This window comes from Streptomyces sp. NPDC091281 (assembly GCF_044757425.1).
GTDB lineage: Bacteria > Actinomycetota > Actinomycetes > Streptomycetales > Streptomycetaceae > Streptomyces.
Genome location: NZ_JBIVUY010000006.1, coordinates 431,949 through 457,880 on the forward strand (window position 1 = coordinate 431,949; position 25,932 = coordinate 457,880).

26 protein-coding genes and 1 riboswitch are annotated in these 25,932 nt (G+C 73.1%); of the genes, 17 read left to right on the forward strand and 9 right to left on the reverse strand.

Annotation, left to right across the window (positions count from 1 at the left end; genetic code table 11):
- The first annotated feature begins 106 nt into the window (after positions 1-106).
- Positions 107-237, forward strand: a riboswitch (FMN riboswitch).
- Positions 238-384: 147 nt separating this feature from the next.
- The 9 genes from ACIQPQ_RS18845 (at position 385) to ACIQPQ_RS18885 (ending at position 7,861) form a co-directional block, all read left to right on the forward strand.
- The gene (locus ACIQPQ_RS18845) at positions 385-1,035 is read left to right on the forward strand and encodes a riboflavin synthase (RefSeq protein ID WP_401305136.1); all 651 of its coding nucleotides are present in this window, start codon (positions 385-387) and stop codon (positions 1,033-1,035) included.
- The gene (locus tag ACIQPQ_RS18850) at positions 1,032-1,673 is read left to right on the forward strand and encodes a nicotinamide riboside transporter PnuC (RefSeq protein WP_401305138.1); all 642 of its coding nucleotides are present in this window, start codon (positions 1,032-1,034) and stop codon (positions 1,671-1,673) included. Before ACIQPQ_RS18845 ends, ACIQPQ_RS18850 begins: the two co-directional genes overlap by 4 nt.
- Positions 1,670-2,989: a bifunctional 3,4-dihydroxy-2-butanone-4-phosphate synthase/GTP cyclohydrolase II gene (locus tag ACIQPQ_RS18855; RefSeq protein ID WP_401305140.1), complete on the forward strand. Its 1,320-nt coding sequence runs from the start codon at positions 1,670-1,672 to the stop codon at positions 2,987-2,989. The genes ACIQPQ_RS18850 and ACIQPQ_RS18855 overlap by 4 nt, the downstream gene beginning before the upstream one ends.
- Positions 2,990-3,075: 86 nt before the next feature.
- Complete coding sequence (gene ribH, locus ACIQPQ_RS18860; RefSeq protein WP_383772681.1) at positions 3,076-3,561, forward strand: 6,7-dimethyl-8-ribityllumazine synthase; 486 nt, start codon at positions 3,076-3,078, stop codon at positions 3,559-3,561.
- A gap of 34 nt (positions 3,562-3,595) precedes the next feature.
- The gene (locus tag ACIQPQ_RS18865; protein WP_383772683.1) at positions 3,596-3,868 is read left to right on the forward strand and encodes a phosphoribosyl-ATP diphosphatase; all 273 of its coding nucleotides are present in this window, start codon (positions 3,596-3,598) and stop codon (positions 3,866-3,868) included.
- Positions 3,869-3,919: 51 nt separating this feature from the next.
- A complete protein-coding gene (gene hisG, locus ACIQPQ_RS18870; protein WP_401305143.1) occupies positions 3,920-4,768 on the forward strand; it encodes an ATP phosphoribosyltransferase in 849 nt (282 codons plus the stop codon).
- Between the two features lie 14 nt (positions 4,769-4,782).
- Positions 4,783-5,241 carry a PH domain-containing protein gene (locus tag ACIQPQ_RS18875; protein ID WP_383772687.1) on the forward strand — a complete coding sequence of 153 codons (459 nt, stop codon included), beginning with the start codon at positions 4,783-4,785 and terminating at the stop codon, positions 5,239-5,241.
- 203 nt (positions 5,242-5,444) lie between these two features.
- Positions 5,445-6,770 carry a hemolysin family protein gene (locus tag ACIQPQ_RS18880; RefSeq protein ID WP_401305145.1) on the forward strand — a complete coding sequence of 442 codons (1,326 nt, stop codon included), beginning with the start codon at positions 5,445-5,447 and terminating at the stop codon, positions 6,768-6,770.
- On the forward strand, positions 6,767-7,861 hold the full coding sequence (locus tag ACIQPQ_RS18885; RefSeq protein ID WP_401305147.1) for a hemolysin family protein: 1,095 nt from the start codon (positions 6,767-6,769) through the stop codon (positions 7,859-7,861). Before ACIQPQ_RS18880 ends, ACIQPQ_RS18885 begins: the two co-directional genes overlap by 4 nt.
- An 84-nt stretch (positions 7,862-7,945) precedes the next feature.
- Here ACIQPQ_RS18885 and ACIQPQ_RS18890 read toward each other — a convergent pair whose 3' ends face one another.
- Together ACIQPQ_RS18890 and ACIQPQ_RS18895 are read right to left on the reverse strand one after the other, a co-directional pair.
- Positions 7,946-9,829, reverse strand: coding sequence for an AAA family ATPase (locus tag ACIQPQ_RS18890; RefSeq protein ID WP_401305148.1), 1,884 nt, complete (start codon positions 9,827-9,829; stop codon positions 7,946-7,948).
- 490 nt (positions 9,830-10,319) lie between these two features.
- Entirely contained in the window at positions 10,320-10,895 is a 576-nt protein-coding gene (locus tag ACIQPQ_RS18895; protein WP_401305254.1) for a uridine kinase, read from the reverse strand.
- A gap of 217 nt (positions 10,896-11,112) precedes the next feature.
- Here ACIQPQ_RS18895 and ACIQPQ_RS18900 point away from each other — a divergent pair, with 217 nt between their 5' ends.
- The 3 genes from ACIQPQ_RS18900 to ACIQPQ_RS18910 all read left to right on the forward strand — a co-directional run bounded on the left by ACIQPQ_RS18900 (position 11,113) and on the right by ACIQPQ_RS18910 (position 13,648).
- Positions 11,113-12,549 carry a peptidase C39 family protein gene (locus tag ACIQPQ_RS18900; RefSeq protein WP_401305150.1) on the forward strand — a complete coding sequence of 479 codons (1,437 nt, stop codon included), beginning with the start codon at positions 11,113-11,115 and terminating at the stop codon, positions 12,547-12,549.
- Between the two features lie 172 nt (positions 12,550-12,721).
- Positions 12,722-12,880 carry an SCO1431 family membrane protein gene (locus tag ACIQPQ_RS18905; RefSeq protein ID WP_383772697.1) on the forward strand — a complete coding sequence of 53 codons (159 nt, stop codon included), beginning with the start codon at positions 12,722-12,724 and terminating at the stop codon, positions 12,878-12,880.
- A 108-nt stretch (positions 12,881-12,988) separates the two neighbouring features.
- Complete coding sequence (locus ACIQPQ_RS18910) at positions 12,989-13,648, forward strand: TetR/AcrR family transcriptional regulator (RefSeq protein ID WP_401305152.1); 660 nt, start codon at positions 12,989-12,991, stop codon at positions 13,646-13,648.
- A 94-nt stretch (positions 13,649-13,742) separates the two neighbouring features.
- Here ACIQPQ_RS18910 and ACIQPQ_RS18915 read toward each other — a convergent pair whose 3' ends face one another.
- The 3 genes from ACIQPQ_RS18915 to ACIQPQ_RS18925 all read right to left on the reverse strand — a co-directional run bounded on the left by ACIQPQ_RS18915 (position 13,743) and on the right by ACIQPQ_RS18925 (position 16,099).
- Complete coding sequence (locus ACIQPQ_RS18915; RefSeq protein ID WP_401305153.1) at positions 13,743-14,990, reverse strand: glycoside hydrolase family 18 protein; 1,248 nt, start codon at positions 14,988-14,990, stop codon at positions 13,743-13,745.
- Positions 14,991-15,161: 171 nt separating this feature from the next.
- Complete coding sequence (locus tag ACIQPQ_RS18920) at positions 15,162-15,317, reverse strand: hypothetical protein (RefSeq protein WP_401305155.1); 156 nt, start codon at positions 15,315-15,317, stop codon at positions 15,162-15,164.
- A gap of 329 nt (positions 15,318-15,646) precedes the next feature.
- Positions 15,647-16,099, reverse strand: a complete 453-nt coding sequence (locus tag ACIQPQ_RS18925) for a hypothetical protein (protein WP_383772705.1) — start codon at positions 16,097-16,099, stop codon at positions 15,647-15,649.
- Positions 16,100-16,364: 265 nt separating this feature from the next.
- On the opposite strand from ACIQPQ_RS18925, the gene ACIQPQ_RS18930 reads away from it, so the two are divergent.
- From ACIQPQ_RS18930 to fxsA, 4 genes are all read left to right on the forward strand, one after another.
- Positions 16,365-16,805: an Lrp/AsnC family transcriptional regulator gene (locus ACIQPQ_RS18930; RefSeq protein ID WP_383772707.1), complete on the forward strand. Its 441-nt coding sequence runs from the start codon at positions 16,365-16,367 to the stop codon at positions 16,803-16,805.
- 69 nt (positions 16,806-16,874) lie between these two features.
- Entirely contained in the window at positions 16,875-18,491 is a 1,617-nt protein-coding gene (locus tag ACIQPQ_RS18935; protein WP_401305157.1) for an amidohydrolase, read from the forward strand.
- A gap of 558 nt (positions 18,492-19,049) precedes the next feature.
- On the forward strand, positions 19,050-19,853 hold the full coding sequence (locus ACIQPQ_RS18940) for a polyprenol monophosphomannose synthase (RefSeq protein ID WP_383772711.1): 804 nt from the start codon (positions 19,050-19,052) through the stop codon (positions 19,851-19,853).
- A 49-nt stretch (positions 19,854-19,902) separates the two neighbouring features.
- Positions 19,903-20,463, forward strand: coding sequence for an FxsA family membrane protein (fxsA, locus tag ACIQPQ_RS18945; RefSeq protein WP_401305160.1), 561 nt, complete (start codon positions 19,903-19,905; stop codon positions 20,461-20,463).
- A gap of 233 nt (positions 20,464-20,696) precedes the next feature.
- Here fxsA and ACIQPQ_RS18950 read toward each other — a convergent pair whose 3' ends face one another.
- From ACIQPQ_RS18950 to ACIQPQ_RS18965, 4 genes are all read right to left on the reverse strand, one after another.
- The gene (locus ACIQPQ_RS18950) at positions 20,697-21,071 is read right to left on the reverse strand and encodes an RNA polymerase-binding protein RbpA (RefSeq protein WP_020128921.1); all 375 of its coding nucleotides are present in this window, start codon (positions 21,069-21,071) and stop codon (positions 20,697-20,699) included.
- A 278-nt stretch (positions 21,072-21,349) separates the two neighbouring features.
- The gene (locus tag ACIQPQ_RS18955) at positions 21,350-22,702 is read right to left on the reverse strand and encodes an MFS transporter (RefSeq protein ID WP_401305162.1); all 1,353 of its coding nucleotides are present in this window, start codon (positions 22,700-22,702) and stop codon (positions 21,350-21,352) included.
- A gap of 67 nt (positions 22,703-22,769) precedes the next feature.
- Positions 22,770-23,537 carry a glycerophosphodiester phosphodiesterase gene (locus tag ACIQPQ_RS18960; RefSeq protein WP_401305164.1) on the reverse strand — a complete coding sequence of 256 codons (768 nt, stop codon included), beginning with the start codon at positions 23,535-23,537 and terminating at the stop codon, positions 22,770-22,772.
- Positions 23,534-24,130, reverse strand: a complete 597-nt coding sequence (locus ACIQPQ_RS18965) for a YitT family protein (protein ID WP_401305256.1) — start codon at positions 24,128-24,130, stop codon at positions 23,534-23,536. Before ACIQPQ_RS18965 ends, ACIQPQ_RS18960 begins: the two co-directional genes overlap by 4 nt.
- A gap of 212 nt (positions 24,131-24,342) precedes the next feature.
- Between ACIQPQ_RS18965 and ACIQPQ_RS18970 the strand changes: the two genes are divergently transcribed.
- Positions 24,343-25,842, forward strand: a complete 1,500-nt coding sequence (locus tag ACIQPQ_RS18970; protein ID WP_401305166.1) for a PLP-dependent aminotransferase family protein — start codon at positions 24,343-24,345, stop codon at positions 25,840-25,842.
- Positions 25,843-25,932 lie beyond the last annotated feature (90 nt).

Below are 25,932 nucleotides of genomic sequence, written 5' to 3' on the forward strand. Positions count from 1 at the left end.
GTCCCGCTCCGCCCGAGAAGTCCACGCACGCGGCCTGTGAGCCAGCCCACAGACTTCGCCCGCGTGGACGCCTTGCGGGCGTGGCACACTGGCCCTGTACCAACAGCAGCGCACTCCGGGGTCGGTGAAAGTCCGAACCGGCGGTTACAGTCCGCGACCCGGTCGCTTCCAGCGACCGGTTGACCAGGTGAAATTCCTGGACCGACGGTTAAAGTCCGGATGGGAGGCAGTGCGCGGCGGGCGGGCATTCGTGCGCGCCGCCGTATATGTACTCGTCCGTGGACGAGTCTGTCCGGCGTCGCTCCCGGTGTCGACGTCCGCTCTCTCTGTCGTCCTCGACAGGCCCCGGAGTCCGTGCCCCCATGAGGCAGGAGGACCCGGGAAGTGTTCACCGGAATCGTCGAAGAGCTGGGTGAGGTCACCGCCGTCGAGAACCTCGGCGACGCCTCCCGCTTCAGGCTGCGCGGCCCCGTCGTCACCGACGGAGCGAAGCACGGCGACTCCATCGCCGTGAACGGGGTCTGTCTCACCGTCGTGGAGCACGAGGGCGACGAGTTCACCGCCGACGTCATGGCGGAGACCCTCAAGCGCTCCAGCCTCGGCGCCCTCGCCGTCGGCTCCCGCGTCAACCTCGAACGGCCCACCGCCGTCGGCGACCGCCTCGGCGGCCACATCGTGCAGGGCCACGTCGACGGCACCGGACACGTCCTCGCCCGGCAGCCCTCCGAGCACTGGGAGATCGTGACGGTCTCCCTCCCCGCCGACCTCTCCCGCTACGTGGTCGAGAAGGGCTCCATCACGGTCGACGGCATCAGCCTCACCGTCGTCGAGGCCGCCGCCGACCACTTCACCGTCAGCCTCATCCCCACCACCCTCGCCCTCACCACCCTCGGCCTCAAGCAGCCCGGCGACCCGGTCAACCTGGAGGTCGACATCGTCGCCAAGTACGTCGAGCGGCTCCTCGCGAACACCGGGGCCCACTCCGGCGCGGCGGGCACCGCCGACGGCACGGACACCGGGGGAGCGGGCCGGTGAACTCCCTCAACACCGAGGCCTTCACCCTCTTCGGCCAGCACATCCTCTGGTCGGACGCGATCGGCAACAGCTTCGGCCTCGTCGCCCTCGCCCTCGGCCGGCGCCGCTCCCTGTGGAGCTGGCCCGTCCAGTTCCTCTCCGGCCTCATCCTCTTCGGCGCCTTCTACGGCAACCTCACCGGCAGCGCGGGCAAGCAGGCCGTCGTCATGGTCGTCGCGCTCTACGGCTGGTGGCGGTGGAACCGCGACCGGGGCACCTCCGCCGACGGCCACATCGCGCCCCGCTTCGCCACCTGGCGCGAGCGCGCCGCCATGATCGCCGCCGCCGCGGCGGGCACCGTCGCCGTGGCCCTCCTCTTCAAGGCCTACCCGCACCTCTCCTGGGACCCCTGGCCCGACGCCTACATCTTCGTCGGCACCGTCGTCGCCATGTACGCCCAGGCCCGGGGCATGGTCGAGTTCTGGTTCGCCTGGCTCCTCGTCGACCTCGTCGGCGTCCCCCTCAACTTCGCCAACGGCTACGCCTTCTCCGGCTTCGTCTACGTCATCTACGGCGCGCTCGTCCTGTGGGGCATGCGCGACTGGTGGCTGCGCTCCCGCAGGGGTCCGCGGCCCGCTCTGGAAGGAGCGCCCGCATGAGCACCGCACCCGCCCTGTACCGCACCGACGGCACCCACGGCACCCACGACGGTGGCGGCGGCGCCGAGGACCTCCGCCTCGACCCCGTCGAGCAGGCCATCGCCGACATCGCCGCCGGCCGCCCGATCGTGGTCGTCGACGACGAGGACCGCGAGAACGAGGGCGACCTCGTCATCGCCGCCGAGAAGGCCACCCCCGAGATCATCGCGTTCATGATGAGCGAGTGCCGCGGCCTGATCTGCGCCCCCATGGAGGGCGAGGAACTCGACCGGCTCCGCCTGCCGCAGATGGTCGACGACAACACCGAGTCTATGAAGACCGCGTTCACCGTCTCCGTCGACGCCTCCGCCGCGCACGGCGTCACCACCGGCATCTCCGCCGCCGACCGCGCCACCACCCTGCGCCTCCTCGCGGGCGGCACCGCCGAACCCGGCGACCTGGTCCGCCCCGGCCACGTCTTCCCGCTGCGCGCCCGGCCCGGCGGCGTCCTCGTCCGCGACGGGCACACCGAGGCCGCCGTCGACCTGGCCCGCCTGGCGGGACTGCGGCCCGCGGGTGCCATCGTGGAGATCGCGGGCGAGGACGGCCGGATGCTCCGGCTGCCCGAACTGGTGCCCTTCGCCCGCAAGCACGGCCTGACGATCATCTCCATCGAGGACCTGATCGCCTACCGCCGCACCGCCGAGCCCACTGTCCGCCGCGAGGCCGAGGTCCGCCTGCCCACCGCGCACGGCACCTTCACCGCGTACGGCTACCGCTCCACCGCCGACGGCGTCGAGCACGTCGCCCTCGTGCACGGCGACATCGGCGACGGCGAGGACGTCCTCGTCCGGCTGCACTCCGAATGCCTCACCGGCGACGTCTTCGGCTCCGCCCGCTGCGACTGCGGCCCCCAGCTCGACGCCGCCCTCGACCGCATCCAGACCGAGGGCCGGGGCGTGGTGGTCTACCTGCGCGGACACGAGGGCCGCGGCATCGGCCTGCTGTCCAAGCTGCGCGCCTACGAACTCCAGGAGCGCGGCCGGGACACCCTCGACGCCAACCTCGAACTCGGCCTGCCCGCCGACGCCCGCGACTACGGGGCGGGCGCCCAGATCCTCGACGACCTCGGCGTGCGCGGCGTCCGCCTCATGACCAACAACCCCGAGAAGTCCGACGCCCTCGTCCGGCACGGCCTGCGGGTCACCGCCCGCGAGCCGATGCCCGTCCAGGCCGACGAGCACAACATCCGCTACCTGCGCACCAAGCGCGACCGCATGGGCCACGACCTGCCCTGGCTGGACCCGGTCCCCGTGTCCCCCTGCGGCACCCAGTAGGACCCCGCGCGCCACCAGCGCGACCCGTAACCCGTACGACCCGCACGACCAGTACGACCCGCACGAGAAACGCACGAAGGAGAGACGTGAGCGGCAAGGGTGCACCGGAACTGTCCGTACGCGACGTGGGCGACCTCAGGGTCGCCGTCATCGCGGCGCAGTGGCACGAGAAGGTCATGGACGGACTGGTCGACGGCGCCCTGCGCGCCCTGCACGACCTCGGCATCGACGAGCCGACCCTGCTCCGGGTCCCCGGCAGCTGGGAACTCCCCGTCGTCGCCAAGGTCCTCGCGGGCCGCGGCTACGACGCGATCGTCGCCCTCGGCGTCGTCATCCGCGGCGGCACCCCCCACTTCGAGTTCGTCTGCCAGGGCGTCACCCAGGGCCTCACCCAGGTCTCGGTGGAGACCGGCGTCCCCGTCGGCTTCGGCGTCCTCACCTGCGACACCGAGGAGCAGGCCCTCGACCGCGCCGGGATCGAGGGCTCCCGCGAGGACAAGGGACACGAGGCGGTGACCGCCGCCGTCGCCACCGCGGCCACGCTCCGCTCAGTATCCGAACCGTGGCGTTAGCCCGGCCGGGACTACGCGTAAAGTGGGCGCCATCATGTCCAAGAAGACGTTCGAGGAGCTGTTCACCGAGCTCCAGCAGAAGGCCGCCACCGGCGACCCCGCCACCTCCCGCACCGCCGAACTCGTGGGCAAGGGCGTCCACGCCATCGGCAAGAAGGTCGTCGAGGAGGCCGCCGAGGTCTGGATGGCCGCCGAGTACGAGGGCAAGGACGCCGCGGCCGAGGAGATCTCCCAGCTGCTGTACCACGTCCAGGTGATGATGGTCGCCCGCGGCATCACCCTGGACGACGTCTACGCCCACCTGTAAGCCGCACCCCGACCGCCCCCGCACCGCCACCACGCGAAGGAAGCCGACCTCATGCTGCGCATCGCCCTCCCCAACAAGGGTTCCCTGTCCGGACCTGCGGGGGAGATGCTGCATGAGGCCGGCTACCGGCAGCGCCGCGAGTCCAAGGAACTGCGCACCGTCGACCCGGACAACGAGGTGGAGTTCTTCTACCTCCGCCCCCGCGACATCGCCATCTACGTCTCCTCCGGCCGCCTCGACATCGGCATCACCGGCCGCGACCTGCTCGTCGACTCCGGCGCCGACGCCGAGGAGATCCTCCCCCTCGGCTTCGCCCGCTCGACCTTCCGCTTCGCCGCCAAGCCCGGCACCGCCGCCTCCGTGACCGACCTCAAGGGCCGCACCGTCGCCACCTCCTACGAGGGGATCGTCGCCGGACACCTCGCCGAGCACGGCATCGACGCCTCCGTCGTCCACCTCGACGGCGCCGTGGAGACCGCGATCGAACTCGGTGTCGCCGAGGTCATCGCGGACGTCGTCGAGACCGGTACCTCGCTGCGCAACGCGGGCCTGGAGATCTTCGGCGACCCGATCATGACCTCCGAGGCCGTCGTCATCCGCCGCACCGGCGCCGACGGCGACGAACCCAAGGTCCAGCAGTTCCTGCGCCGCCTCCAGGGCGTCCTCGTCGCCCGCACCTACGTGATGATGGACTACGACTGCCGGGTCGAGCAGCTGGAGAAGGCCGTCGCGCTCACCCCCGGCCTGGAGTCCCCGACCGTCTCCCCCCTGCACAACGAGGGCTGGGTCGCCGTCCGCGCCATGGTCCCCACCAAGGACGCCCAGCGCATCATGGACGACCTGTACGACATCGGCGCACGGGCCATCCTGACCACGGCCATCCACGCCTGCCGCCTCTGAGGAACCCCGCGACCATGTCCGACCAGAGCCCGTCCCTCCCCGTCGTCCTGCGGCCGGGCCGCACCCGCGCGGTGCTGCTCACGGCCGGGGTGGCGATCTTCCTCGTCATCTCGGCCATCGCCCTCGCCCTGGACAGCCTCGGCCCCGGCGAACGGCTCAGCTTCATCGTCACCGGCGGCCTCATCCTCTGGGTGCTGGCCACCCTCGCCCGGGTCCGCGTCCTCGCCGACGAGGCGGGCGTCACCGTGGTGAACATCGCCACCAGGCGGCGCCTCGCCTGGGCGGAGATCCTCCGGGTGAACCTCCGACCGGGCGACCCCTGGGTCTTCCTCGACCTCAGCGACGGCACCAGCCTGCCCGCCCTCGGCATCCAGCCCGGCATCGACAAGCAGCAGGCCATCGCCCAGGCACGCACCCTGCGCACCCTCGTCGAGGCCCGCTCCGCACACCCCGCCGAGCCGGACCGCGGCTGACACTCGCGGCCGTCGGCCCTGCCGCATCCGGCCCCCTCTTGATTAATCTGGTGACGGAAGGCGCGTTCCCGGCGCCTCCACCCCTGGCGCGCCCTGCCCGGCGCACAGGGGTTCCTGCTACCCGAGGAGTGACTCCCTCCGGCGATGGACGGTTCGTCCTGTAGTACCTGCGCCGCCCCCTCCCACCCCGAGGCGGCGGCATCATGACCATCCCCCTGCTGCTCCTGGCGGCCGCGTTCCTGCTGATCCTGGCCAACGGCTTCTTCGTGGCCGCCGAGTTCGGCCTCGTCACCGTGGACCGCCCGGACGCCGAGAAGGCCGCCGCCGACGGCGACCGCCGCGCCCGTACGGTCGTCGCCTCGCTGAAGGAACTCTCCTTCCAGCTCTCCGGCACCCAGCTCGGCATCACCCTCACCTCCCTCGTCGTCGGCATGCTCGCCGAGCCCGCGCTCGCCGCGCTCCTCGACGGACCCGTCACCGCGCTCGGTGTCCCCGAGGGCGCCGTGTCCGGCGTGGCCGTCGTCATCGGCATGCTGCTGGCCGCCGCCGTGCAGATGGTCGTCGGCGAACTCGTGCCGAAGAACTGGGCGGTCTCCCGGCCGCTCCAGGTCGCGCGGTTCGTCGCCGGACCGCAGCACGCCTTCGCCCGGCTCTTCCGGCCGGTCATCTCCGCCCTCAACGCCGTCGCCAACCGCCTGGTGCGCGCCCTCGGCGTCGAGCCCACCGACGAGCTGGCCTCCGCCCGCACCCCCGGTGAACTCGTCTCCCTGGCCCGCCACTCCGCGCAGGCCGGCACCCTCGAACAGGACACGGCCGACCTGTTCGTGCGCACCCTGTCCCTGGCCGGGCTGACCGCGCAGCACGTCATGACGCCGCGCGTGAAGGTCAGCGCCCTCCAGGCGTCGGCCACCGCCGAGGACGTGGTCAACCTGACCCGCGCCACCGGCCTGTCCCGCTTCCCCGTCTACCGCGAGAAGATCGACGAGATCGTCGGCATGGTCCACCTCAAGGACGCCCTGGCCGTCCCCGTCCACGAACGGCTGCGCACCCCGCTCGACCGGATCTCCCGCCCCGCCCTGCTGGTCCCCGAGACCCTGCCGGTCCGGCCGCTGCTGGCCCGGCTGCGCAGCGAGCAGCCCATCGCCGTCGTCGTCGACGAGTACGGCGGCACGGCCGGGGTGGTCACCCTGGAGGACATCGTGGAGGAGATCGTCGGCGAGGTCCGCGACGAGCACGACGGCCTCGACACCCCCGAACTGGCCGCCGCCCCGCCCGAGGACGGCCGCCCCGCCTGGGACGTCGACGGCAGCTGCCGCGTCGACACCCTCAGCCGGATAGGACTCACCGCCCCCGAGGGGCCGTACGAGACGGTCGCCGGACTCGTGGCCGACCTGCTCGGCCGCATCCCCGCCGTCGGCGACCGCGCCGACCTGCCCGGCTGGCGGCTGTCCGTCCGCCGGGTCGGCCACTACCGCGCCGAACGCGTCCGGATCGTCCGGACCGGGACGGTCGTGGAGGTCGCCCGGTGAGCCTCCTCCAACTCGCCTTCGCGGTCCTCCTCGTGCTCGCCAACGGCTTCTTCGTCGGCGCCGAGTTCGCCCTCGTCTCCGTCCGCCGCAGCCAGATCGAACCGCTCGGCACCGCCCGCGCCCGCCAGGTCCTGCACGGCCTGGAGCGCCTGCCGCAGATGATGGCCGCCGCCCAGTTCGGCATCACCCTGTGCTCCCTCACCCTGGGCGCGGTCGCCGAACCGACGGTGGCGCACCTGCTGGAGCCGGTCTTCGCGGGCATGCACGTCCCGCACGGCATGGTCCACCCGCTGGGCTACGTCATCGCCCTGGCCGCGGTCGTCTTCTTCCACCTCGTGATCGGCGAGATGGTCCCGAAGAACCTCGCCATGGCCGCCCCGGAGAAGGCCGCGCTGTGGCTCAGCCCCGGCCTGGTCGCCTTCGCCCGGCTGTGCCGCCCGGTCACCGTCGCCCTCGGCGCCTGCGCCCAGGGCATCCTGCGCCTCTTCCGCGTCGAGCCCAAGGACGAGGTCGAGGCCGTCTTCACCAGCGAGCAGCTCAACCGGCTGGTGGAGGACTCCGGCCAGGCCGGACTGCTCGACCCCGAGGAGCAGGAACGGCTGGAGGACGCCCTGGAGCTGGGCTCCCGCCCGGTCACCGACGTCCTGCTCAAGCGGGAGTCGCTGGTGACGGTGCCGCCGTCGGTCACTCCGGGCCAGATCGTCGAACTGACCGCCCGCACCGGCTACTCCCGCTTCCCGGTCACCGCGGGCAAGGGCGCCTTCATGGGCTATCTGCACGTCAAGGACGTCCTCGAACTGGAGGAGTCCGACCGCGCGGTGCCCCAGCAGGTCTGGCGCCCGATGACCACCCTGCGCTCCGAACTGCCCCTGGACGACGCCCTGACGGTGATGCGCCGCGCGGCCACCCACCTCGCCCAGGTCGCCGACGCCTCCGGCCGGGTCCTCGGCCTGGTCGCCCTGGAGGACGTCCTGGAACTGCTGGTGGGCGAGGTCACCGACCCCGCCCACCGCGAGCCGCCGCCGCAGCTCCCCGTGCAGGAACTCAAGGTCGGCGGCCAGGCCACGTCGGAGCAGGCCATGGCCACCTGAGTCACCGCTCGACGGCACGACCGGCGGTCCGGGGCACGCTCCCGGACCGCCGTCGCCGTACCGGCCCGCGCGCGGGAGAGGGCGTCAGCCCGCCGCCGGGTCCTGCGGTCCGCGGCCCGACAGGACCTCGCCGTACGCCTGCATCAGGTCCGGCAGCCGCAGGGTCGCCAGGTCGTCGCGGGACAGGGCGCCCGGGTAGACCGACAGCCGCAGATCGCGGTAGGCGCAGCTCTTCTCGTACAGCGTGCGCAGGAAGCGGCCGTTGCCGAGTTCGTCGATCCACCCCTGGTCCACCACGTGCCCGGCGATCGAGCGCAGCTCGTCCAGCGCCTCCTCGTCCCACGCGTCCCCGTTCTCCGCCGCGAGGACCTCGCCGATCGAGGTCAGCTCCAGCGGGCGGTACGACGGGAAGTCGACGCGCGTCGTGAAGCGGGACGACAGCCCGGGGTTGGCCGTGAGCAGCCGGTCCATGCCCTCCGGGTAGCCCGCCAGGATCACCACCAGGTGGTCCCGGTTGTCCTCGGCCCGCTTCAGCAGGACCTGGAGGGCCTCGTCGCCGTAGGCGTCGCCCTTGCCGTAGCCGGTGTTGGACAGGGAGTACGCCTCGTCCACGAAGAGCACCCCGCCGAGCGCGGAGTCGATCAGCTCGTTGGCCTTCACGGCCGTCTGGCCCAGGTACTCGCCGACCAGGTCGGCCCGCTGCGCCTCCACGAGGTGGTCGCCGCCGAGCAGGCCGAGGGCGTAGAAGACGCGGCCCAGGATGCGGGCCACCGTCGTCTTGCCGGTGCCGGACGGGCCGGAGAAGACGAAGTGCCGCTTCGGCGGCTGTACCGGCAGCCCCTGCCCGGCCCGCAGCCGCGCCATGTTCAGCTGCGCCGACAACGCCTTGACCTGCCGTTTCACCGGTTCCAGGCCGACCATCCGCTCCAGCTCGCTCAGTGCCTCCTCCAGCAGCGCCGGATCGGTCGGGCCCGCGGGCAGCACCGACGGCACGACCGTCCGCGCCCGCACCACCCGCTCGTCCGGCCTGCTTCCGGTCGGCAGCGGACCCACCGGCGGCAGCTCGGAGGGCTCGCCGAGCCGCAGGTCCCGGCTCTCGGTGCCGAACAGCGGGTCCAGGGTGTCGGGGCCGTCGCCGACGTCCTGACCGACCCCGGTCAGGGTGATCGCGGCGAGGTCGGCCGCGCCGTCGTAGTCGTCGTAGCCGTCGCCCTCGGAGATCGCGGCGAGCCGCGCGGAGGTGTCCATGAAGGCCGGGTCGACGCGGTGCACGGCCCGGTAGAGGGGGAGCGCGGCGGCGGACCGGCCGGTGCCCTCGTGCGCCCGCGCCAGCCAGTACCGCAGCTCCTTGCGCTGCGGCTGCTCGCTGCGGCAGCGCATCAGCGCGGTGGCCAGCAGGGGTTCGGCCTGCCCGTACATCTCCAGCCGCACGCGGGCCATCCCGCCGAAGAGTCCGGCCTCGATGCCGAGCAGCGGGTCGTCCACCAGCGGGTCGGTGTGCCGGACCAACTGCTCCCAGTCCTTGACCAGATAGGCGCGGCAGGCGTGCAGGAAGCGGACCTGGTGGTCGGTGTCGACGGGCGGGAGACCGGCGAGCGCCCGGTCCAGCTCGGGTACGTGCCGTCCGTCCAGCCAGTGCGAGGCGTGCGCGAGCAGCAGGTCACGGGGGCTCTCCAGCACCGGCTGCACCCACCAGCCCAGCCAGTACCAGGAGTTGAGGGTGCGCTGGTGGCGGGTGCGCTGCTCGCCGAAGCGGTCGCGGTGACGGAACATCCGCAGCAGCGCGGTCGTCGTGTCCACGCGCAGCGCGTGCAGCCCGAGCCAGCCGTCGGCCATGCCGGGATCGATCCGCACCGCGGTGCGGAACTCCTCCTCCGCCTGCGGGTAGGCGCCCATCGTGTATGCGTCCACGCCCCTGAGCCAGGCGAGGTCGGCCGGGGCCTCGGGGCCCCGCGTGCCGAAGTCCATCTCGTCCCCCACCAACCGTGCCCCCGTCGGTATGCCGCCGGGCCGGCGCCCGTCGGCTGCCTTGGTCGAACCGCTGTGCTGCGGACCGGAGTTGCGAGGTGCGCGCAGCAGTCGCCCGTAGGTCGCACCGAAGGCATCGTACCTGCGGAGGAGGGGCCCGCCGTAGGGTGCGGTACCGGCCGACGGGCGGTCCGGGAGCGCGAGGGGCGCATCACGCGCGGTGACCCTGGGTGAGCAAATGACGCCTCACGGCGTCCACTTGGGGAGGCGGGAGGGGCGCGAGGGCAGAACGAAGCCCCCGATCACGGGGGAACAACCGGGGGCTTCGTGTCTGCGGGGCGGCCGCGAAAGCCGCACATCGGAAACGTAAGTCCTGTACGGGCCCTCGGTCAAGCCGAGTTGAGGCAGTTGGCGGACTTCCGGCACCGGCGCCTTCACAGGTTCACCACATCGCGGTGGACCCCTCACGGTCGGTGACCGGGCGGTGTGCTCAGCGCGTTCTCCCGGGCCCCGGGAGCATCGCGTACCCCTCGGCCACCTGCCGCACCAGCAGGTCCGCGTACGGCCGCGACGGGTCCTCGGCGAAATGCCGCCCCTCGGCCAGGACCCAGCCGTCCCAGAACTCCCGCTGTTCCGCCCCGTCCCGTGCCCGGCCCCGCGCCCAGGCCTCGTCGCGGGCCAGGTCCATCCAGAGCAGGTGCGCCAGGTGCGGTCGCAGCGCGCGGCGGCCCGCGCCCACGCCCTCGACCAGGACCACCGGGTCCGGTGCCAGCGTCCGGACCGCCGGTCCGAAGCGGCGGGTCCGCCAGTCGTACGTCGTGTAGTGGGCGGTCGTGCCCCGGCCGAGCGGTTCCACCACCTGGGTCAGCAGGCGGTCGGTCCAGGTGAACAGGTCCGCGTGGCTCGCGAGGTCGTCGAGGCGGAGCACCGGAGCGCCGCCGAGGGCCTCGGCGAGCCGTCCGGCGAACGTGGACTTCCCGGAACCGGCGTGCCCGTCGACCCCCACCAGACGGACCGGCCCGCAGGACGGGGGGAGGCTGCTGAGCCGGGCGGCGAGCTGGCGGATGGCGGTTCCAGGTGGTGGCGGACGGACGGAGGACCGCGTCAGTGTAGTGCGGGCGCGGCACCCGGCCGGGTCCGCCCGGGGGCCCGCACCCGTGTTCCCCGGCGTGGCACGGGCGGCGGTGCTGGCAGCTCCGGCCCCCTGCGGCCATAGTGGGCCCGCACCGCACCACCGCCCGGCCCGCCCGCCCCGACGCCGACATCCAGGGGGTCCTCCGCCCATGAGCAGCGCCGCACAGCCGTCCCGCCCCGCGACCGGTCCCACCCCTGACCGGCCCACCCGCCGGTCCGTCCTCACCGCCGCCGTCGCGGTCGCCGCGGTGACGGCGGGCGCGGTCCCGGCGGTGGCCGCGGGAGCGGCGGACGCGGGTGACCCGGCGGACACCGGCGAGCCCGGCCCCGGCCCGGCGGTGCACCGCGTCCCGGCGCCGACGGCCGAGTACCGGTCCTGGACCACGCACGCCGACTGGACCTCCGGCACCGCCCGCGGCACCCTCGTCACGGCGGGGGACCGGCCCGGTCTGACCCTGGGCACCCCGCTGGGCACCGTCGACCTCACCGACCCGCACACCGGCACCACCGCCTCCTGGGAGTACGCGACCTGGACCGCCCCGGTCCAACGCCTCGGCGTCCCCGCGACCGAGCTGGTGCCGTCCTGGAACGCCGCCACCCCGGCGGGCACCTGGCTCCAGGCCGAACTGCGCGGCACCTACACCGACGGCACGGACACGCCCTGGTACGTCATGGGCCGCTGGGCCGCCGGTGACCAGGACATCCGGCGGGCCTCGGTCGACGGCCAGAGCGACGGCCGCAGCACGGTCTGGACGGACACCCTCGCCGTGGACGACGCCGCCTCGGGCCTGCGCGTCGCGGCGTACCGGCTGCGGCTCACCCTCTACCGCAGGCCCGGCAGCGGGGCCACGCCGACCGTGTGGCGGGTGGGTGCGATGGGCTCGGACGTCCCGGACCGCTTCACCGTCCCGGCCACCGTGCCCGGCGCCGCCCGCGAACTCGCGGTCCCGCGCTACTCGCAGGAGATCCACGTCGGCCAGTACCCCGAGTACGACAACGGCGGCGAGGCCTGGTGCAGCCCCACCTCCACGCAGATGATCGCCGAGTACTGGGGCGGCCGGCTCACCCCGGACCAACTCGCCTGGGTCGACCCGGACTTCACCGACCCGCAGATCTGCCACGCGGCCCGGTACACCTACGACCACGAGTACGCCGGATGCGGGAACTGGCCGTTCGGCGTCGCCTACGCGGCGGCGTTCGCCGGTCTCCAGGGAGTCGTGACCCGGCTCCCCTCGCTCACCGACGCCGAGCGCCTGATCGCCGCCGGGATTCCCCTCATCACCTCGCAGTCCTTCGTCAAGGGCGAACTGACCGGCGCGGGCTACGGCACCGCCGGGCACCTCATGACGGTGATCGGCTTCACACCGGACGGCGACGTGATCGCCAACGACCCGGCCGCGCCGAGCAACGCCGAGGTGCGCCGCGTCTACCGGCGGCGGGAGTTCGAGAACGTGTGGCTGAGAACGAAGCGTCTCGACGCCTCCGGCCGGACCCTCTCCGGCTCGGGCGGCGTCTGCTACCTCCTCTTCCCGGCCCGTCCGACGGCGGCCCAGTGCACGGCCCTCGCGGCGGTCGGCGTGCGCTGACCGCCCCGGAAGCACCCCGCCGGGGACCGATCCCGAAGGCCTGGGCCGGTCCCCGCGGTGTGAGCAACCTCTCGGCCGCAAAAGCCCTACGGGGTGGCAAGGTGGACGGATCGGCCGTGGGGAACGCGCTTCCACCGGCCGTTCCCCCGCCCGCTACCCCCGGTGAGCCACCATGACCGCGCACTCCGCCGCCACCCCGTCCGCCCCCGCCGCCGCCCGCACCCGCACGGGCGGTCCCGGCGAGAGCGGACCGAAGATCGTCGAACACGTCCTGGGCTGGACCCTCGTGGTGGTCGTCGCCATGCTGGTGACCCAGCTCGGCCTCGTCTGACGCCGTCGGTTTCCGGACAGTCCAGTGGGCGGGACCGCTGTGACCTGACCCACCTTCGACCTGACATACTGACGCCGTCCCGCCGGGCCGTTGGAGACCAGGTCGACCTTGAACATCAGTCAGCAGCGTGACGGCGCCCGTCCCCGGGCGCGCGGCACCGAGCGCTCACTGGCGCGTCGCGCAGAACTCATTTCCATCGGACGGAAGTTGTTCGCCGACACGTCCTACGACGCGTTGTCGATGGACGACATCGCCCGCCAGGCGCAGGTCGCCAAGGGCCTGATCTACTACTACTTCCAGTCCAAACGCGGCTACTACCTGGCGATCATCGAGGACTCCGTCGCCGACCTGGTCTCCTTCGCGGCGAGCGGCCTCGAACTGCCCCAGGTCGACCGCGCACACCGCACGATCGACAGCTACCTGCGCTACGCCGAGCACCACCAGGCCGCCTACCGCACGATCGTCAGCGGCGGAGTCGGCTTCGACACCGAGGTGCACGCCATCCGCGACGGCGTCCGCGAGGCGATCGTCGCCACCATCGCCGAGGGCGCCTACGGCCACAGCGACATCCCCTCGCTGCCCCGGATGGGACTCCTCGCCTGGGTGTGCAGCGTCGAGGGGGCCACCCTCGACTGGATCGCCCACCCGGAACTCACCCGCGAGACCATGCGCGACCTCCTGGTGAAGACCCTGGGCGGCGCCCTGCGCGCCATCGAGGAACTCGAACCGTCCTTCCGCGCCCCGGTCCCGGCCCGCCGCGACGCCTGAACCGCACGCCCCGTGAGGCGTACGGCTCCGGCCGGTGACCGCCCTCGGGGCGAAGGCTCGTGGTCCTCCGCCCCAAGTGCCCTCGCGGGTCCGGCTACTTGATGGCCTTGATCAGCTCACCGTTGGCCGTGTCCCCGCTCAGCTCCCAGAAGAAGGTCCCGCCGAGACCCTGCTGGTTCTTGTAGGCCATCTTCGTCGCGATGGTCGCCGGGGTGTCGTAACTCCACCAGTTGTTGCCGCACTTGGCGTACGCGGTGCCTCCCACGGTGCCCGTCGCCGGGCACTTGGTCTTCAGCACCTTGTAGTCCTCGATGCCCGCCTCGTACGTTCCGGCCGCCGGGCCGGTCGCGGTGCCGCCGGGCGCCGCCTGCGTCACGCCGGTCCAGCCGCGGCCGTAGAAGCCGAGCCCGAGCAGCAGCTTCGAGCCCGGGACGCCGAGGCTCTTGAGCTTGGCGATGGTCGCCGAGGTGTAGGTGTTCGCCTTGGGGATGCCCGCGTAGGAGTTCAGCGGGGAGTGCGGGGCCGTCGGCCCGGTCACGTCCCAGGCGCCGAAGTAGTCGTAGGTCATCGGGTTGTACCAGTCGACGTACGAGGCGGCGCCCGCGTAGTCGGCCGCGTCGATCTTGCCGCCCGCCGTGGCGTCGGCCGTGATGGCCGCCGTGACCAGGTTCCGGGTGCCGAACTTGGCGCGCAGCGCCTGCATCACGTTCTTGAAGGCCGCCCGCCCGCTGGTGTCACAGGTCGCCCCGCACGCGTTCGGGTACTCCCAGTCGATGTCGATGCCGTCGAAGACGTCGGCCCACTTGGAGTTCTCGACCAGGTCGTAGCAGGACTGCGCGAAGGCCGCCGGGTTGCGGGACGCCTCGCCGAACCCGCTCGACCAGGTCCAACCACCGAAGGACCACAGGACCTTGAGGTTCGGGTGCTTCTTCTTCAGCTCCCGCAACTGGTTGAAGTTGCCGCGCAGCGGCTGGTCCCAGGTGTCGGCGACGCCGTCCACCGACTCGGCCGCGGTGTGCGTGCGCTCGGTCGCCGCGTAGGCGTCGCCCATCGCGCACTTGCCGCCGGTGACGTTGCCGAACGCGTAGTTGATGTGCGTCAGCTTCGCCGCCGAACCCGACGTCTCGATGTTCTTGACCAGGTACTTCCGGTCGTAGGTGCCCCATTCCGTGAAGTAGCCGAGGACCTTCGAACCGGCGGCGGCCCGGGTGGACGCGTCCGCCGCGGAGGCCGGATCGGCGGCGGCGCTGCCCGCGCCCGCGAGCAGTCCGGCGCCGAGCACCGCCGTACAGGCGGCGGCGACCAGGGCCCGGAAACGGGGCCTGCGGTGGGGAGTTTGCATCGGTGTCACCTCGTGGGGGAGAGGGAAACGCGCGCCGATCGGCGGGATCGCGGTGGCGCAGTGCCGAGAGCGTAGGAGGACTAGACCAGTTCGGTCAATGGTGCGGACCAATCCCGCCCGATCTCGTCCGGAGTCCTCCCGGTCACCGCTCGACGCACGCATCTCTCCCGGTCAACGCCCCTCACTGTCACGGGTGTTGGGAATCCCGTGCAGGGGCACCCCGCTGCCGCCGAACTGTCCGGGGCGCACCGCCGGCGCCGCGAGCCGCACCCACTCCGGGTCCTGGCGACCCGGCAGGGTCCGCCCGCCGTCGGCCCAACTGCGCATCAGGGCACGGTAGATGGGCGGGTCCGGGGCGGGCGGGGGCGCGGTCGGCTGAACCGATTCTGCACAGCCGGGGACGAAGAGTTGGCGGTGACGACCGGCCGCGGTGCGAGTGGAGGTCATACCGGGGCAACGCGAGCACGCCCGGCCGGGTCACGCCCGGCACGGTCGGGCGTGCGTTCGGGATGTCCCCGGGGCGCGCGCGGCGGACGCGGTGGAGGCGTCGCGCGCCACCCCGCACACCCGGCACCGGCGCGCGCACGCCGAACCGCGCCATGGCCGTCGGTCCGCCATGACGCGGCAGCGATACGGGAGTTGGCCGGTGCGACCGCTCAGGCGGCGGCCTGGCCGCGCAGCGCCGGTACGCGCATCGGGCGCGAACCCGGGCCCCCGACGTGCGAGAAGGGCTGGGTGCGCCAGTCGAGACCCTGAGGGAGCGTCAGCAGCAGGGCCGTGTCCTGCTCCTGGGGCTCGACCGACTCGTCCGCCGGACGCGCGTCGGACGCGGCGCGCCCGGTACCGGCGCAGACCGTCAGACCGAACGGGTTCCACGGCGAGGCGCACAGCGCGTGCTCCGGCAGGGACTCCTCGTCCGCCAGGAGCGCGATGGGCTGCGCGCAGTCCGGGCAGATCACCCGGTACATCTCGAAGGTGTCGTACGCGTCGAACTCGTCGGCGTCGTCGCCGGGGAAGCCGTCGGGTTCGACGCCCTCCGGCTCGGACTCGACAAGGGTGGGCTGGAACCGCTTGGGCGCGGTGCGACCAGGTCGCTTGAGACTCTGCATGGGATTCTCCCCCTCGGGCTGGGCCGTTCAGGCACTGCGGCCTCGACCACAGCAAGCACTTCCCAGCCGCTCTCGGCGGTAATCACGAGAGCATCACGAAGCCTCCGCATGGGTTGTGGTCTTCGTCACACACTCTCCGCGAAGGGGGTCACCCCGGCGACCTGCCTGTATGACCCACGCACCGCCTTCCGCCACATCACGAACCGGTATGGCCTGCGCTGCATAGGTATACGAAGAGATCAACGGCCCTGTAAGTTCTTGCGTCATGGAGGAGCTGGACCGACAGATCGTGCAGCTGCTCGTCAAGGACGGGCGGATGAGTTACACCGACCTGGGCAAGGCCACGGGCCTGTCCACCTCGGCCGTGCACCAGCGGGTGCGCCGACTGGAACAGCGCGGCGTCATCCGCGGCTACGCGGCCGTCGTCGACTCCGAGGCGGTCGGACTGCCGATGACCGCCTTCATCTCGGTGAAACCGTTCGACCCGAGCGCCCCCGACGACATCGCCGACCGGCTCGCCGGGGTGCCCGAGATCGAGGCCTGCCACAGCGTGGCGGGCGACGAGAACTACATCCTCAAGGTCCGCGTCGCCACCCCGCACGAGCTGGAGGAACTGCTCGGCCGCCTCCGCGCCCTGGCCGGGGTCTCGACCCGGACCACGGTCGTCCTCTCCACGCCGTACGAGGCCCGCCCGCCGCGCATCTGAGGCCCGCCCGCACCCCGCCCACGGGGTCCGCGTGCGGCACGGGCCGGGGGAGGCGCGAGACTGTTCCCCATGAACGCGCGCAGCCCCGAGCCGAAGACCGTCCTGCTCCGCCGAGGAGAGGTCCACAGCCCCGCCGACCCCTTCGCGACCGCGATGGTCGTCGAGCGCGGCCAGGTCGCCTGGGTCGGCTCCGAGGGCGCCGCGGACGCCTTCGCCGACGGCGTCGACGACGTCGTCGACCTCGACGGCGCGCTGGTCACCCCGGCCTTCACCGACGCGCACGTCCACACCACCTCCACCGGTCTCGCCCTGACCGGCCTCGACCTGTCGGCGGCCCCCTCGCTGGAGGCGGCCCTCACCCGCGTCCGCGAGTTCGCCGCCGCCCGCCCGCACGACCGGGTCCTCCTCGGGCACGGCTGGGACGCCGCCCGCTGGCCCGGCGGCCGTCCGCCGACGCGGGCCGAACTCGACGCGGCGACCGGCGGACGGCCCCTCTACCTCTCCCGTATTGACGTCCACTCGGCGGTCGTCACCACGGCCCTGCTCGACCTCGTCCCCGCCCTCGCCGCCGCCCTCCCGCCCGGCACCGACGGACCGCTGACCGCCGACGCCCACCACACCGTGCGCGCCGCCGCCTTCGCGGCCGTGACGCCCGCCGCGCGCGCCGAGGCCCAGCGCGCCGCCCTGGCGCACGCCGCCTCCCTCGGCATCGGCTCGGTCCACGAGTGCGGCGGCCCCGAGATCTCCTCCGAGAACGACTTCACCGGCCTGCTCCGGCTCGCCGCCGAGGAGCCCGGCCCGCGCGTCGTCGGCTACTGGGCCGAGCAGGACGTCGACAAGGCCCGCGAACTGGGCGCACGCGGCGCGGCGGGCGACCTCTTCGTGGACGGCGCTCTCGGCTCGCACACCGCCTGCCTGCACGACCCGTACACCGACGCGCCCCACACCGGCACCGCCTACCTGGACGCCGCCGCCGTCGCCGCGCACGTCATCGCCTGCACGGAGGCGGGCCTCCAGGCGGGCTTCCACGCCATCGGCGACGCCGCTGTCACCACGGTCGTCGAGGGTGTCCGCACCGCCGCCGACAAGCTCGGCCTCGCCGCGGTCCGCGCCGCCCGCCACCGCGTCGAGCACGCCGAGATGCTCACCCCCGAGACGATCGCCGCCTTCGCCGAGCTGGGCCTGACCGCCTCCGTCCAGCCCGCCTTCGACGCCCTGTGGGGCGGCGAGGACGGCATGTACGCCCAGCGGCTCGGCGCGGAGCGCGCCCGCGCCCTGAACCCGTTCGCGGCCCTCCTCAAGGCGGGCGTCCCGCTCGCCCTCGGCTCCGACAGCCCGGTCACCCCCCTCGACCCCTGGGGCACCGTCCGCGCCGCCGCCTTCCACCGCACCCCCGAGCACCGCGTCTCCGTCCGCGCCGCCTTCACCGCGCACACCCGGGGCGGCTGGCGGGCCGTCGGCCGCGACGACGCCGGGGTCCTGGTCCCGGGCGCCCCCGCCGACTACGCCGTCTGGCGCACCGGCGCCCTGGTCGTCCAGGCCCCCGACGACCGGGTGGCCCGCTGGTCCACCGACCCCCGCTCCGGCACCCCCGGCCTCCCCGACCTCACCCCCGGCGGCGCACTGCCGGTCTGCCTGCGCACCGTGGTCGCCGGACGGGCCGTCTACGTACGGCCGGGCGAGTGACCCACCGGGGCCCGCGGGCCAAGATCACCCGTCCGCGCGCCCGGACCGTGACCGGGCGTACTCCCCGCTGACCAGCGCGTTACCGAAAGAACCCCAGGTCACGCGAGTGTTGACACACGACGGCGGGGGGCCGGTAGGTTCGGCCGGGTCCACCACCGGACGCCCCGCCGGGGAACGTCCGCGCACGCGCCGAGGCGCCGCTGGGTCAGGACGGTGCGCCCCACGGGCGCACCGCCACCGGGAACCAGGCCCAGCGACGGTGCCGCGCGACGGAACGTTCCGGCCGACCGGGGCGGTGCGACCCGGGTGGGGCCCGGACGCTCAGTAGACAACGGCCTTCGGTCGATCCGCAGCCAGCGGGTCCCGGGCCGGCCCGAAGGGCGCCGGGCCCCCCTCCGCAGCACCACCGACCCCGCTGTCCCCGCGCACATACAAGCCGAAAAGTGAACTCTTACCCCGCTCTTCGGAAAAGGACACCACCATACGAACGTCCCGTCACGTCGGTGCAGGCGGCGGCCACTATGGTGGTGCCCTGCGTACGCACACGAAGGGACAGCAGTGAACGACGGCGAGGCGACTCTCGCGGCACCGAAGCGTGAGAGGCAGTTCGGTCCGCTCGGCACGGCATTGGTGATCATCCCGACCTACAACGAGGCGGAGAACATCAAGGCCATCGTCGGACGGGTCCGCGAGGCTGTCCCCGAGGCCCACGTCCTCGTGGCCGACGACAACAGCCCCGACGGCACCGGCAAGCTCGCCGACGAACTCGCCGCCCACGACGACCACGTCCAGGTCCTCCACCGCCAGGGCAAGGAAGGCCTCGGCGCGGCCTACCTGGCGGGCTTCCGCTGGGGCATGGAGCACGGCTACGGCGTCCTCGTCGAGATGGACGCCGACGGCTCCCACCAGCCCGAGGAACTGCCCCGGCTGCTCACCGCCCTCAAGGGCGCCGACCTGGTGCTGGGCTCCCGCTGGGTCCCGGGCGGCCGCGTCGTGAACTGGCCCCGCTCCCGCGAGATCATCTCGCGCGGCGGCAGCCTCTACTCCCGGCTGGCGCTGGACCTCCCGCTGCGCGACATCACCGGCGGCTACCGCGCGTTCCGCCGCGAGACCCTCGAAGGCCTCGGCCTCGACGAGGTCGCCTCCCAGGGCTACTGCTTCCAGGTCGACCTCGCCCGCCGCGCGGTCAAGGCCGGGTACCACGTGGTCGAGGTCCCCATCACCTTTGTCGAGCGCGAGCTGGGCGACTCCAAGATGAGCCGGGACATCCTCGTGGAGGCCCTGTGGCGGGTCACCGCCTGGGGCGTGGGGGAGCGGGTCGGCAAGGTCGCGGGCCGCACCTCCCGCCAGGACCATCCGTAGGCCCCCTCCGCTTATCCCGTTCTGAGCCCGCCCCAGGCACACTGGAACCATGACCACTGGCGCCCGGACCTCCGCCCACCCCACGCAGCCCGCCCGACCCCGCCGCTCCCGTCTGCGGACGTTCCTGCCGCTGGGTCTGGCGGCGTGGCTGGTGCTGGAGATCTGGCTGCTGACCGTGGTCGCGGGCGCGGCCGGCGGGCTCACGGTCTTCCTGCTCCTGGTCGCCGGGCTCGTCCTGGGCTCGGTGGTGATCAAACGGGCGGGCCGCCGCGCCTTCCGCAACCTCAACGAGGCACTTCAGCGCGGCACACCCCCCACCCGGGGCGGCAACGGCCTGATGATGCTCGGCGGCCTCCTGCTGATGATCCCCGGCCTGATCTCCGACGCCGCGGGCCTGCTCCTGCTGCTCCCCCCGGTCCAGAAGGCCGTACGCCGCCGCACGGAACGCACCCTCGAACGCAGACTCCGCACCACCGCCCCCGGCCCCCTGAGCGACGCCTTCCAGCAGGCCCGCATGCGCCACCCCGACGGCAAGGTGGTCCAGGGCGAGGTCATCCACCAGGACGACCACCCCCACCCGAACCCCCAGACGCCACCGCTGACGCAGTAGTCACACGGCACCTCCAGGCGGGCCCGTTTCCGCCCGACGGGGGTTCTTCCCAGCCCGTCCGGCGTTTGAGGACGAGGCCCGTCCAGGGCCGAAGGGGGGCGGCGGGGGCACAGCCCCCGCACACCAGCCCCCACGCACCCGCACAGCAAAGACCGAGGGCGCCGCACGAACATTCCGTGCGGCGCCCTCGGTCATCTGCGGCGCGTGGTGAACTACGGCCAATCCGCGGAGCGCTACGCGCTCTTGCGGCTGTCCCGAGGATGCACCGCAAGGTTCATCGCCCCGGACCGGAGCACGGCCAGCCGCTCCTCCAGAACCTCTTCCAGTTCCTCGCGGGTACGCCGCTCCATCAGCATGTCCCAGTGCGTACGCGCGGGCTTGGCCTTCTTCTCCTCAGGGCCGTCGCCGTCCACGAGGAGTGCAGGTGCTCCGCAGACCTTGCACTCCCACTCCGGCGGGATCTCCGCCTCGACCGAGAAGGGCATCTCGAAACGGTGCCCCTTCTCGCATGCGTACTCCACGGCCTGGCGCGGGGCCAGGTCGATACCGCGGTCAGTCTCGTAGCTGGTCACCACGAGGCGCGTGCCGCGAAGAGCTCGCTCACTCATGAATCGTGCCTCCCGGGCTTGTCGCCCACAGGACAGGTGTCGCTGTCGTCGTCATCCGGTCAACGTCCGGTCGGCGGTAAAGATTCCCGTTCCGTGCAAGATACGGGTCGTGTGTCGCCGTCGTAGCCGCAGCCCTTGTCAACCAGTGCAGTACCCACCGGCGCCCGGTTTGTCACATCTGAAAGGAGATGTCACCCAGCGTTTCGGCATCTTTGACGCGCAGTAACGGTACGCCTGGCAGGCCAAACGCGTACACTACCGCCCTTTCGCCTTCAGTGCTAAATCCTTTCGGGTACGGGATTTCCCGCGTCGGCGATCGCCTGGCGCACCGAGACCCGCGCCAGCAGCACGAACCCGGCCGCGAAGAACACCACGAGCGAGATGATCGCGTCCCGGTAGCTCCCGGTGAGCTGGTAGGTGAGCCCGAACAGCAGCGGGCCCAGCCAGCTCGTGCCCCGGTCGCTCAGCTCGTACGCGGAGAAGTACTCGGCCTCCTTGCCGGGCGGCACCAGGTGGGAGAAGAGGGAGCGGGACAGGGCCTGGCTGCCGCCGAGGACGAGGCCGATCGCGGCGGCGAGCAGGAAGAAGCCCACCGGCACCTCCGCCGGCAGGAAGTACCCGATCGCCAGCGTGAGCGTCCACGCCACCAGCGAGCCGAGGATGGTCCGCTTCGTGCCGTAGATCCGGGCCAGGCGGCCCATCGCGAGCGCGCCCGCGACGGCCAGCACCTGCACCAGGAGGATCGCGGCGATCAGCGTCGACTGGCCGAGGCCGAGTTCCTCGGAGCCGTAGACGGAGGCCTGGGAGATCACGGTCTGGATGCCGTCGTTGTAGAGGAGGTAGGCGAGGAGGAACGCCAGGGTGCGCGGGTGGCGCCGCATGTCGCGGAAGGTCGCCACCAACTGCCGTATCCCCGGGCTGGTGGCCGGGCCCTCCTTCGCCGCCGCCGGGCGGTCGCGCAGCCGGGCCAGCGGGATCAGGGTGAAGGCGCCCCACCACAGGCCCGCCGAGGCCAGACAGATCCGTACCGCCGTGGTCTCCGAGACGCCGAAGGTGTCGTGGGCGAGGTAGAGGACCAGGTTCGCGACGAGGACCAGAGCGCCCGCCGCGTAGCCGAACGCCCAGCCGCGGGAGGACACCGCGTCGCGTTCCTCGGGCGTCGCGATCTGCGGGAGGTAGGAGTTGTAGAGCATCATGCCGACCGACATCGCCGCGTTGGCGATCACCAGCAGCGCCCCGCCCAGCAGATACCGCTCGCCGGAGAGGAAGAACATGCCGGTCGTAGCGGCGGCGCCGGTGTAGGCGGCGGCCGCGAGGAGCGGCTTCTTGCGGCCCGTCCGGTCGGCGGCGGCGCCCACCAGCGGCATCACCACCACGGCGACGATCACCGACAGGGAGACCGTGTACGCGAAGAACGACCCCGCGCGCACCGGGACGCCCAGCGGGTGCACGTACCCGTCGGAGTCCGCCGCGGCCTTGGCGACCGTCGTCAGGTATGGGCCCAGGAACACCGTGACCACGCTCGTCGAGTAGACGGAGCAGGCCCAGTCGTAGAAGTACCAGCCGCGCTGTTCGCGCCGCCGCCCGGCGGCGTCGTCGGACGCCTCCGTCCGCACGGTGTCGATGCCCACCCGTGCCCTCACTTCCCCGCCGAAGAAGATGCCGCCGCGCGGGCCCCCGGCCCGGTGGGGGACCGGGTCAGACCCAGACGCCCCGTTCCTCCATGACCTCGCGCAACGTGTCGATGTGATCGGTCATGATGCCATCCACCCCGAGGTCCAGGAGCCGGTGTATCCGCTCCGGTTCGTTGATCGTCCAGACATGCACCTGGAGCCCGCGCGCGTGGGCGGCCCGCACGAAGCGGCGGTCCACGACGGGGACCCCGGACTGGCTCTCCGGGACCTGCGCGGCGACCGCCGACCGGCGCGCCGCCACGGGCACGCCCCAGGAGCGCAGCCGCAGGCCGAGGACACCGCGTACGCCGTAGGAGGTGGCCAGGCGCGGGCCGGCCAGCCGCTGCGCGCGCGCCACGCGCGCCTCGGAGAAGGAACCGACGCACACCCGGTCCCAGGCGTCGGCGCGGCCGATCAGGTCGAGCAGGGGGTGCAGGGCGGGCTCGGCCTTGATGTCGACGTTCCAGCGCACCTCGGGGAAGGTCTCCAGGAGTTCCTCGAAGAGCGGCACCGACTCCTCGCCGCGCACCCGCGCCCGCGCCACGTCCGCCCACGGCAGGTCGGCGATACGGCCCGCGCCGTCGGTCACCCGGTCCAGCGTCGCGTCGTGGAAGGCGACGAGCCGGCCGTCGCGGGTGGCGTGCACATCGGTCTCGATGTAGCGGTAGCCCGCCGCCACCGCGCGCCGGAACTGGGCCACGGTGTTCTCCAGGCCGTCGGCGGCGCCGCCCCGGTGGGCGAACGGGATCGGACCCGGATGGTCGAGGTAGGGGTGGCGTATGAGGGTGGTCACGGACGCAGTATCGCCCCCCGGGGTGACCCCGTGGCAACGACGGTGCCACCGTCCGGTGCCGGGGCGACGGCGAACACCCGCAGGAAGAGCTGCGCCAGCGGCCCGATCGACACCGCGTACAGCACCGTGCCGACGCCGACGGTGCCGCCGAGGAGGAAGCCGGTCACCACGACGGTGACCTCCACGGCCGTCCGCATCAGCCGGATCGAACGCCCCGTGCGCCGGTGCAGCCCCGTCATCAGGCCGTCGCGCGGGCCGGGGCCGAAGGCCGCCGTGATGTACAGGCCGGTCGCCGCGCCGTTGAGGACGATGCCCGCGATCAGGAGCGGCACCCGCACCGCCAGGCCGGACGCGTCCGGGACCAGGGCGAGCGTGCCGTCCATCGCCAGGCCGACGACGAACACGTTGGAGACGGTGCCGAGGCCGGGCCGCTGGCGCAGCGGTATCCACAGCAGCAGCACCGCCGCGCCCACGACGATCGAGACGACCCCGATGGACAGGCCGGTCCGTTCGGCGAGCCCCTGGTGGAGCACGTTCCACGGCTCCAGGCCGAGACCCGAGCGGACGAGCAGCGCGGAGCTGGCGCCGTACAGGGCGAGGCCGGCGTAGAGCTGGACGAGGCGGCGGGGGAGGCGGGACGGTCGCGGCGCGGGGGCCGCCGCAGAGGTGGTGGGGTGGGGTCGTGGTGCGGACGGCGGCTCGGACAAGGGGTCCCCCGGTGGTGGCAGTGGCCTGACCCATGACACTCTGTGGCTTGTCGGCACATGGCATCCATGGCCAATTCGGGGAAGGTGGACTGATCTTCATGGCGCAGTGGACCTCGGCGGTGGGGGCCGCCCAGCTCGCCCGGCTCCTCACCTCCCAGCAGGACCGGCCCGCGGGCCCCGGCACACGCCGCCCGCCCGCCTACCGCGCCCTCGCCGACGGCGTCCGTCTGCTGGTCCTGGAGGGACGCGTCCCGGTCGCCGCCCGCCTGCCCGCCGAACGCGAACTCGCGCTCGCCCTCTCCGTCAGCCGGACCACCGTCGCCGCCGCCTACGAGGCGCTGCGCGGCGAGGGCTTCCTGGAGTCCCGGCGCGGCGCCGGGAGCTGGACGGCCGTCCCGGCGGGCAACCCGGTCCCCGCGCGCGGCCTGGAACCCCTGCCCCCAGAGGCGCTCGGCTCGATGATCGACCTGGGCTGCGCGGCCCTGCCCGCCCCCGAGCCCTGGCTGACCCGTGCCGTGCAGGGCGCCCTGGAGGAACTGCCGCCGTACGCGCACACGCACGGCGACTACCCGGCCGGACTGCCCGCCCTGCGCGCGATGATCGCCGAGCGGTACACCGCGCGCGGCATCCCCACCATGCCCGAGCAGATCATGGTGACCACCGGCGCGATGGGCGCCATCGACGCCATCTGCCACCTCTTCGGCGGGCGCGGCGAACGCATCGCCGTCGAGTCGCCCTCCTACGCCAACATCCTCCAGCTCATGCGGGAGGCGGGCGCCCGGCTCGTCCCCGTCGCCATGGCCGACGGGCTGCGCGGCTGGGACGTGGACCGCTGGCGGCAGGTCCTGCGCGAGGCCGCGCCCCGGATCGCCTACGTCGTCGCCGACTTCCACAACCCCACCGGCGCGCTCGCCGACGAGGACCAGCGGCGGCGGCTGGTGGAGGCCGCCCGCTCGGCGGGCACCGTGCTCGTCGCGGACGAGACGATGAGCGAGCTGTGGCTCGACGAGGGCGTGGACATGCCCCGGCCGGTGTGCGGGTTCGACCCCGCCGGGTCCACCGTGATCACCGTCGGCTCGGCCAGTAAGGCGTTCTGGGCCGGGATGCGCATCGGCTGGGTGCGGGCCGCCCCCGACGTGGTCCGCAGCCTGGTCGCCGCACGCGCCTACGCCGACCTGGGCACCCCGGTCCTGGAGCAGCTCGCGGTGAACTGGCTGTTCAGCACCGGGGGCTGGGAGCAGGCCGTGGAGCTGCGCCGCGCCCAGGCCCGCGAGAACCGGGACGCGCTGGTCGCCGCCCTGCGCCGGGAGCTGCCGACGTGGGAGTACACGGTGCCGAGGGGCGGACTGACCCTGTGGGTGCGGGCCGGGGGGCTGTCGGGGTCCCGGCTCGCCGAGGCGGGGGAGCGGGTCGGCGTCCGGGTGCCGTCCGGGCCCCGGTTCGGCGTCGACGGTGCCTTCGAGGGGTTCGTCCGGCTGCCGTTCACGGTGGGCGGCGCGGTGGCCGACGAGGCGGCGGCCCGGCTCGCCGCGGCGGCCCGGATCGTGGAGAGCGGCGGCACGGCCGGCGGCGAGGGTCCGCGGACGTTCGTCGCCTGACCGGCCTCACGCCAGGTACGCGTACGGGCGGGCGGTGACCCGGAGGTCACAGCCCGCCCGTACGCGTCTGGGTCTGCGTCCCGCCCGTGC

Coding starts and splice junctions, on each gene's coding strand:
- ACIQPQ_RS18925 (WP_383772705.1), bottom strand. CDS start 16,099: ATGCAGAGTCTCAAGCGACCTGGTCGCACCGCGCCCAAGCGGTTCCAG.
- hisG (WP_401305143.1), top strand. CDS start 3,920: ATGCTGCGCATCGCCCTCCCCAACAAGGGTTCCCTGTCCGGACCTGCG.
- fxsA (WP_401305160.1), top strand. CDS start 19,903: ATGACCACTGGCGCCCGGACCTCCGCCCACCCCACGCAGCCCGCCCGA.
- ACIQPQ_RS18900 (WP_401305150.1), top strand. CDS start 11,113: ATGAGCAGCGCCGCACAGCCGTCCCGCCCCGCGACCGGTCCCACCCCT.
- ACIQPQ_RS18915 (WP_401305153.1), bottom strand. CDS start 14,990: ATGCAAACTCCCCACCGCAGGCCCCGTTTCCGGGCCCTGGTCGCCGCC.
- ACIQPQ_RS18920 (WP_401305155.1), bottom strand. CDS start 15,317: ATGCGCAGTTGGGCCGACGGCGGGCGGACCCTGCCGGGTCGCCAGGAC.
- ACIQPQ_RS18935 (WP_401305157.1), top strand. CDS start 16,875: ATGAACGCGCGCAGCCCCGAGCCGAAGACCGTCCTGCTCCGCCGAGGA.
- ACIQPQ_RS18970 (WP_401305166.1), top strand. CDS start 24,343: ATGGCGCAGTGGACCTCGGCGGTGGGGGCCGCCCAGCTCGCCCGGCTC.
- ACIQPQ_RS18855 (WP_401305140.1), top strand. CDS start 1,670: ATGAGCACCGCACCCGCCCTGTACCGCACCGACGGCACCCACGGCACC.
- ACIQPQ_RS18865 (WP_383772683.1), top strand. CDS start 3,596: ATGTCCAAGAAGACGTTCGAGGAGCTGTTCACCGAGCTCCAGCAGAAG.
- ACIQPQ_RS18930 (WP_383772707.1), top strand. CDS start 16,365: ATGGAGGAGCTGGACCGACAGATCGTGCAGCTGCTCGTCAAGGACGGG.
- ACIQPQ_RS18950 (WP_020128921.1), bottom strand. CDS start 21,071: ATGAGTGAGCGAGCTCTTCGCGGCACGCGCCTCGTGGTGACCAGCTAC.
- ACIQPQ_RS18875 (WP_383772687.1), top strand. CDS start 4,783: ATGTCCGACCAGAGCCCGTCCCTCCCCGTCGTCCTGCGGCCGGGCCGC.
- ACIQPQ_RS18880 (WP_401305145.1), top strand. CDS start 5,445: ATGACCATCCCCCTGCTGCTCCTGGCGGCCGCGTTCCTGCTGATCCTG.
- ACIQPQ_RS18890 (WP_401305148.1), bottom strand. CDS start 9,829: ATGGACTTCGGCACGCGGGGCCCCGAGGCCCCGGCCGACCTCGCCTGG.
- ACIQPQ_RS18905 (WP_383772697.1), top strand. CDS start 12,722: ATGACCGCGCACTCCGCCGCCACCCCGTCCGCCCCCGCCGCCGCCCGC.